Source organism: Anaerosinus sp., from assembly GCF_965318445.1.
The window spans coordinates 25,321-32,512 of sequence record NZ_CBDNNH010000020.1 but is presented as its reverse complement, the minus strand read 5'-3'; the positions used below and the strand labels follow the sequence as shown (position 1 = coordinate 32,512).

Below are 7,192 nucleotides of genomic sequence, written 5' to 3'. Positions count from 1 at the left end.
CAAAACCGAAACTGAATGGCAAGCAATGAAAACTGCATCTGGTGGTCGTGCAGTACCGTTCTATGCAGATGTTGATGAACAATATTTTAGGGTGCCGTTGAATACAGTTTGGGTAAAAGGTGCAAGTAGTGTTGATGAAGTTGGGGCTGTGCTTGAAGCTGGTTTGCCGAATATTACGGGAAATGTAATATCAAGTGATAGAGGATATGCAAGTATAAATTGTACTGGAGCATATACTACAAAAACTGTCACTGCTGCGAATCAATTCGGAGCGGCAGGTAATCAATATGGTTCAACTGCAATGAATTTTGATGCTTCGAATTCAAACGCAATCTACGGCAACTCCGATACAGTACAACCGCAATCTGTAGTAAAACTTTGGGTAGTTCAGGCATTCGGCACTATATCAAATACAGGTAATCTTGATATGTCGGGAGTAGCACAAGGAATTGAGCAGTTACAAACAAAAGTTTCGAATTTAGAAAATCAAACAGGATTCGTAGTTATTTATCCTAATAATGGAACTTCCGAAAAACCTGGAGAGGTAAAAGTAAATAATAGATATATACTTGAAAATCCTTTTAAGGGGTATGAAATAGACTGTAAAGTTGAAGTTATGATTAATAATAAATGGGGTACTACGGAATGGATATACTCAGCAGGTACTAACCAAGGTTTTGGTATTATAGCTTCGCATTTTCTTCCAGATGATAAAATTATTTTGCAAACTGGTGCAGCTCAGATTGTAGATCCTATTGCAGCAAATGGAGGACATCCATTTGGAGATTTAGGAAAAAGTACAACAACAGCCCCTTGTCGTGTAAAAGTATGGAAAGTAGGTAAAATTGTATAATATACGGATTAAATCAACTAAAAAAAGCAATGAATTATTTATAAATTAACAAAGAGAGGCATTCAGCCTCTCTTTTTCATAGGAGGATGATTAAATGTTCAATTTTTTTCGCGAGATAGTCCCAGTAAGGTTTGAAATGGAAGTTGGAGCTGTATGTTCTTTCGTGGGGACATTTCTTTCATATTTAACAGGTGGATTTGATATAATGTTTCAAACATTAATTATGGTGATGTTTCTTGACTTTGTTACTGGCATAATGGCTGCTTGGTGTGAAAATGAAGACAGCAAAAAGAAACCAAGTAGTAAACGAGGGCTAAAAGGAATCATCAAAAAAGTATTTATATTATCGTTAGTTGCTTTAGCACATTTAATAGATCAGATATCAGGTGGAGGAGATCTTGCCAGAAGCATGACAATATGGTTCTTTTTTGCAAATGAAGGACTAAGTATTTTAGAAAATGCTTCTAGAATCGGTCTACCTGTACCAAAAACGATTAAAAATAAATTGGCTCAATTGGCCGAGGAAAAGGTGGGAAAATAATTATGAAAATATTTTTAAATCCAGGGCATCATCCAGGGGTTGATTCAGGCGCAGTAAATAAAGAATTAGGCTTACAAGAATGCTATATTACTTTGAATATTAGCAAGCGTGTAAAACAATACCTCGAAGCAGTAGGATATCAGGTTCAGATGGTGCAATCTGATAACCTTGCAGGTGAAAGTCCTCAATATATAAATGTTACTGAGTCTGCAAATACATGGGGAGCAGATTTGTTTATAAGTATTCATTGTAATTCTGCAACTCGTTCGGATGCACGAGGTGTTGAAACATTATGTTGTGGTTTAGGTGATGAAGGGGAAAGATTGGCAGAGTGCATACAAAATCAAGTAGTTGCTACAATTCAAAAGATCGATGTTAGTTTTCCTGATCGTGGAGTCAAGAAAGATGTACGAGGATTAGCGGTATTAAGAGCAACAGCAATGCCAGCCGTGCTTGTGGAAATGGCATTTATCAATAATGTTGAAGATGCAAAGCTATTAATTGATTACGAAGATGAATTTGCTCGTGCAATCGCCAGAGGAATTAGTGATTTTTATGTATAAAAAGATTGAAATTTAAAATAATGCATTATAGATTGAAGTAAAGATATGTCGTAATAGAATTGAATTAAACGCCCATAAAAAATTTTTTGAAGTATTGATATTATGGGTGTTTTATGGCTTCAAGGTGAATTTTTCTAATCGATTGGGTACAGGTTTGACTCTTATCACTGTACCTTTAGAAATTAAAACCTCCCAAATATGGGAGGTTTATTTATTATTGTCTTTCTCGTTAAATGTATCAATGATAAATTGCTGAAATTTTTTTGCGGCGGGGGAGAGGTATTTATTTATATTCCATGCCATGCCGAGCGGGCGGGTACAATGCGGTGTAGAGATGGAGATAAAAGTGATGTTTAAATGCTCAAGACCAGGAATATGAGGGATTAATGAGACGCCTAGTTTGGCATCAACTAATCCAGCTACGGTTGCAATTTCATCGCCTTCAAACATAATATTGGGATGGATAGACGCCGCTTCAAAACATTGATTTACCAGCAAACGTAAACCATACGTTGGTTTGAAAGTAATAATAGATTCTTGGGCAATTTCTTTTAACTCAATTGTTTTTCTTTTGGATAAAGGATGGTCATTCGGAACGATAAGAAAAATCTCTTCGGAACAAAGTGGCATCCAACCAATGGTGCCTGTAGTGATAATTGATGAGCAAAGGGACAAATCACAGCTACCTTCAGCAAGGTACTCAATTAATTGTGTAGAGTTGTATTGATAGAGGCGAAATTTTATATTGGGATAAATTTGATTAAATTTACTGATAAGTTCAGGGACAATATAGCCGCCTAAAGAATGAAGGAATGACAAATGAATAACGCCTTTATCGGGGGAGGTCAAATCAGCAAGTGTTTGTTTACCGGTACTGATTTCTTGTAATGCTCGCTCAATATGTGCTAAAAATATTTGTCCGTACTGTGTAAGTTTAATTGTTTTACCTGATCTTTCGAATAAGGGAACGCCTAGTTCTGACTCTAACTTTGCAATAGAGCGGCTTAATGCCGGTTGAGAAACAGATAAATTTTGCGAAGCTTGTGTAAAATGATTAATATGGGCAAGTGCCTTAAAATATTCAAGCTGATTTAGTTCCATAAATAAATCCTCCATCAAGTAAGACTTGATTCAGATGAAGGTTTTAATCCATCTGAATTTTAGTTCCACTTATCCAGAGACTTAGCCGCTCGTCTGTAAGTATAACTTATATTTATAAAAAAATGGAGATTAAGAGCGGGGGAGTCAGCGGATAAAACATTTCTTTTGATCAATAATAATAAGTTTTTATTTTCATATTAAGATTATCATAGCTGAATCTTTAAGATTTTACTAGCGTATTAGAGAAAAATTATGCATTTTAGTAATAGAAATAATGCATATCGTTAATGTAAGAATATGCTTAACCTATAGGTTTAGTATAGTTGGATAAGCTATTTTATTTTTTGATGCAGTAAAAGTATAAAAGTTATTATTACTATGCATTTGACGTATTAAAAGTGTTGCTCTATGATAGGGGAAGATTATTTAATGGGGTGTTCAATTGATGGAAACAGAGATGCGAAGTTTTATTGAGAAAGATACCAATGCATATTGGCGTGCAATTGTAACGTTGTTTTTAGGTAGTGTAGCCGCTTTTGGGGCTGAATATTGTTTGCAACCAATTATTCCTGTTTTAGCGAAGGAATTTAATTTGATGCCAGCGACAGCAAGTTTAGCGATGTCATTTGGTACAGCTGGAATGGCGTTTGCAATGATTGGAATTGCGAGCTTTGCAACAAGGTTAGAACGAAAAAAAACGATGACAATTGCGTTAGGTGTTGCGGCTATTTTAGCGATTGCAATCGCAATTAGTTCGAGTTTTGAGTTGATTTTAGGATTAAGATTATGTCAAGGGATTTTGTTAGCAGGTTTTCCCGCGTTAGCAGTTGCTTATATTAATGAGGAATTTGATCCTAAAATTATTGGGCTGGTTGTTGGAATATATGTAGGTGCGAATTCATTAGGGGGATTATCTGGTCGTTTGCTCATTAGTACATTGACAGATTTCTTTTCTTGGCGTATTGGACTTGGAGCAGCTGGAGCTTTCTATTTATTGATTGCAGTTGCATTTTGGTTTGGATTGCCGAATCCAACAAAGAAAATAGTAGCGAAAAAGAATGGAGATAATGTATTAGAAGGTTTTAAAAGTGTATTGAGAAATAAAGCTGTTGTTACTATCTATGTTATTGCTTTTATCATCATGGGCTCTTTCGTTTGTATATATAACTATATTAGTTACGTGTTTATTGCTCCACCGTATAATTTAAGTCAAACGGTTGTTGGAATGATTTTTACAATGTATCTTTTAGGTGCTGTGAGTTCTACCGTTATGGGGGGGTTATCTGATCGCTATGGAAATGGGAAAATTCTTTGCCTAGGATGTATAATGATGTTGGTTGGTACGTTGATTACCATGGGATCGCCTCTAATATTAAAGATTATAGGCTTAGCGTTGTTTACATTTGGATTTTTTGGCAGTCATTCGACAGCTTGCAGTTGGGCAGGGAAAATTGCCAAAGGGGATAAAGCGAGAATATCTTCGATGTATATGTTGTTTTATTATATTGGTGCTAGTGTAATTGGTACATTGGGGGGATTTTTCTTAAGTTCGTATGGCTGGGATGGTGTGGCTTTATTTATTGGGGCGGTGCTGGCAATTGCATTATTAATGGCTATGCGATTAACCTTTAGTGAGTTTCCGTTGTTTCATTTCAATCTTCATAAGGTGCATTAAATTTAAAAATCAAATAATAAATGATAAAACCAGCAATTGGATTCTTATCTTGAATCTAATTGCTGGTTTTTATTTGACTGAAAATATTTAGTCGAATCTTATCAATAGGAAAAAAGTTTTATTTTTATCTCCAAAACGCTTAAGTAATTGGAATAATATGACGATAATATATATAACAAGGATGTAAAGTTATATTAGGCGGTGATTTATATGATTGAAAGGATTTTAGAAATTATGCCGATTCAAAGGATTGATAACTATAATAATAATCGTCAATCGTCAAGGGATAATATGAAACGAAAAGATGAATTGAGCTTTGGTGCTATTTTGGAGAAAAAGATGACCCAAATGGAAAATAATCAAAATAGAAAAAGTGATGCTTATCATCTAGATTTAAGGAGAGGTTGACAAGAATAGATGTTGCTAAAATCTGAAAATAATAATAGAATATTAAGCAGTGTAAGATAAGAATATCCTATATGAAAATGTAGTGATATTCTTATTTTTATTTGAAGACAAGAATTCATTGTTTATATGAATCAAGTTTTATTTTATTGCAATAAATGGATGTGAAATAAGATGAATGATGAAGGGTATATGAAACTAGCATTAGCCGAAGCGCAGAAAGCTTTTGCGTTAGGGGAGGTTCCCATAGGTGCAATTATTGTAATGGATGGAGAAGTTATTGCTGTGGGACATAATATGAGGGAAACCTGGAATGATGCAACAGCACATGCAGAAGTCGTAGCGATAAAAGCTGCCTGTGAAAAGTTAAATCGGTGGCGACTTTCAGGGGCTACACTTTATGTTACAATTGAACCTTGTCCGATGTGCGCTGGTGCTTTGGTGATGAGCAGGGTGGACAGAGTTGTTTACGGTAGTACAGATGCAAAGGCTGGAGCAGTAGAATCTATTTTTAATATTGTGAATCATCAAGCATTGAATCATCGTTTAGAAATAACCTCGGGTGTTTTAGAAGATGAATGCCGTAATTTAATGAAAAAGTTTTTTAAAGAACGACGTCAACTGAAAAAATTACAAGTCAATCAAGATAAGGCATGACGCCACTCAGTTAACAGTGCATCAAAATTCCAACGCGCATTTGCAGGGCTGGTAGACGGTAAAGATAGATAGTTGATACGTTCGGGAAATATCATTCCGATGTGACGTTGGTAGGAGGTTTTTGCTTTATTTCCATTAAAGCAAATGCGATGAATCTTAGGATATTGAGTTAAAAAGGAACCGAAATTATGCACTTTTTCGTTTGTAATGTTTGAATCGAGACTGCCTTCACGGTTGCAAGAGTATACGACGTCCCATAATGCGATTTTATTTGCTAAGAGAAGAGTAAGTTTATCTTCATAAGATTCAGGGACAATGCCGTTGTTGAATATTTCGCCTATGATTCGCCAAAAGCGATTCTGTGGATGGGCATAATATTGTTGGTGAGCAAGAGAACAAACCCCTGGCATTGAGCCAAGAATTAATATTTCTGAATTTTGGTCGATAGAAGCATCAAAACAGATACATTTACTCATGACAATCCTGCTTTCCTTTGAGATGAGCTTAATTATAGCATAAATAAGGCTGTTTCAGTAGGCATTTTAATTCCCGCTGAAAGCAAATGTGCAATCTAAGGACGAATGCTCGTTTCCAGCAAATAGTTCAAATTTTATATGTTTACTTTTATAGGTTTTGTGATATAATATTAAATGTTCTTAACTGAATACATGGAGAGGTGTCCGAGTGGTCGAAGGTGATTGACTCGAAATCAATTGTACCGCAAGGTACCGAGGGTTCGAATCCCTCCCTCTCTGCCATTGAAATTACAGGCTTTGCGAATATTTTGCAGAGCCTTTTTTGTTGTGTAAATTAAATGTTGTGGTAGAATAAAAGGATTTAAATGATGAGAATAAGGGGGAAGATAATGATGTTTAGAGAAATGCGAAGAATAGATAGAAAAATCAGTGATGATCAGGCTAAAGACCTTTTGAAAAACAATACATATGGAGTTATGTCAACGATAGGGGCTGATGGTTATCCTTATGGAGTGCCATTAAACTATGTCTTTTTTAATGATGCAATATATTTTCATTGTGCTGCTGATGGGCATAAATTTGATAATATTTCAAGGGATAATAAAATCTCTTTTTGTGTGGTAGGACAGACACAAGTTTTACCAGATAAATTTAGTACAAAGTATGAGAGTGTCATTATATTTGGCAGAGCAACGGAAATTTTTGATAATGAAAAAAATATTTATCTAGCAGAGTTAATAAATAAATATTCGGCGGATTATATTGAGCAAGGAAAGGAATATATTCAAAAGGGAAGCAGGAATACTAAGGTTGTAAAACTTAGTATAGAGCACATTTCAGGAAAGGCTCGAAGATAATTTTTAATGATGTATTGCAGATAAAGTGCTGACATTAAAAAACATAAAGTTTAAATTGATAAAT

General features: G+C 35.0%; 9 protein-coding genes and 1 tRNA gene. 8 read left to right on the top strand and 2 right to left on the bottom strand.

Going from position 1 to position 7,192, the window contains the following annotated elements; all coding sequences use genetic code 11:
- The 3 genes from ACWZFG_RS10470 to ACWZFG_RS10460 form a co-directional block, all read left to right on the top strand.
- A partial coding sequence (locus ACWZFG_RS10470; protein ID WP_455577613.1) for a hypothetical protein occupies positions 1-853 on the top strand: 853 nt, incomplete at its 5' end.
- Between the two features lie 94 nt (positions 854-947).
- Positions 948-1,394, top strand: coding sequence for a phage holin family protein (locus ACWZFG_RS10465; RefSeq protein WP_418627248.1), 447 nt, complete (start codon positions 948-950; stop codon positions 1,392-1,394).
- Between the two features lie 2 nt (positions 1,395-1,396).
- Positions 1,397-1,957 (top strand): N-acetylmuramoyl-L-alanine amidase family protein, encoded by a 561-nt coding sequence (locus ACWZFG_RS10460; protein ID WP_418627249.1) that lies wholly within the window; start codon positions 1,397-1,399, stop codon positions 1,955-1,957.
- Positions 1,958-2,164: 207 nt separating this feature from the next.
- Here the strand turns inward: ACWZFG_RS10460 and ACWZFG_RS10455 are convergent, their stop codons facing one another.
- Positions 2,165-3,058, bottom strand: coding sequence for a LysR family transcriptional regulator (locus ACWZFG_RS10455; protein WP_455577612.1), 894 nt, complete (start codon positions 3,056-3,058; stop codon positions 2,165-2,167).
- Positions 3,059-3,503: 445 nt separating this feature from the next.
- Here ACWZFG_RS10455 and ACWZFG_RS10450 point away from each other — a divergent pair, with 445 nt between their 5' ends.
- From ACWZFG_RS10450 to tadA, 3 genes are all read left to right on the top strand, one after another.
- Positions 3,504-4,733, top strand: a complete 1,230-nt coding sequence (locus ACWZFG_RS10450; RefSeq protein ID WP_455577611.1) for an MFS transporter — start codon at positions 3,504-3,506, stop codon at positions 4,731-4,733.
- A gap of 210 nt (positions 4,734-4,943) precedes the next feature.
- Positions 4,944-5,141, top strand: a complete 198-nt coding sequence (locus ACWZFG_RS10445) for a hypothetical protein (RefSeq protein ID WP_177505487.1) — start codon at positions 4,944-4,946, stop codon at positions 5,139-5,141.
- A 171-nt stretch (positions 5,142-5,312) separates the two neighbouring features.
- Positions 5,313-5,795, top strand: a complete 483-nt coding sequence (gene tadA, locus ACWZFG_RS10440) for a tRNA adenosine(34) deaminase TadA (RefSeq protein WP_177505486.1) — start codon at positions 5,313-5,315, stop codon at positions 5,793-5,795.
- On the opposite strand, the gene ACWZFG_RS10435 is transcribed toward tadA, so the two are convergent.
- Positions 5,780-6,271 carry a DNA-deoxyinosine glycosylase gene (locus ACWZFG_RS10435; protein WP_177505485.1) on the bottom strand — a complete coding sequence of 164 codons (492 nt, stop codon included), beginning with the start codon at positions 6,269-6,271 and terminating at the stop codon, positions 5,780-5,782. The two genes, tadA and ACWZFG_RS10435, sit on opposite strands and share 16 nt — an antisense overlap.
- Before the next feature lie 194 nt (positions 6,272-6,465).
- On the opposite strand from ACWZFG_RS10435, the gene ACWZFG_RS10430 reads away from it, so the two are divergent.
- Both ACWZFG_RS10430 and ACWZFG_RS10425 read left to right on the top strand, forming a co-directional pair.
- A tRNA-Ser gene (locus ACWZFG_RS10430) sits at positions 6,466-6,553 on the top strand.
- A 110-nt stretch (positions 6,554-6,663) separates the two neighbouring features.
- Positions 6,664-7,128 (top strand): pyridoxamine 5'-phosphate oxidase family protein, encoded by a 465-nt coding sequence (locus tag ACWZFG_RS10425; protein WP_177505563.1) that lies wholly within the window; start codon positions 6,664-6,666, stop codon positions 7,126-7,128.
- The last annotated feature ends 64 nt before the right edge of the window (positions 7,129-7,192 follow it).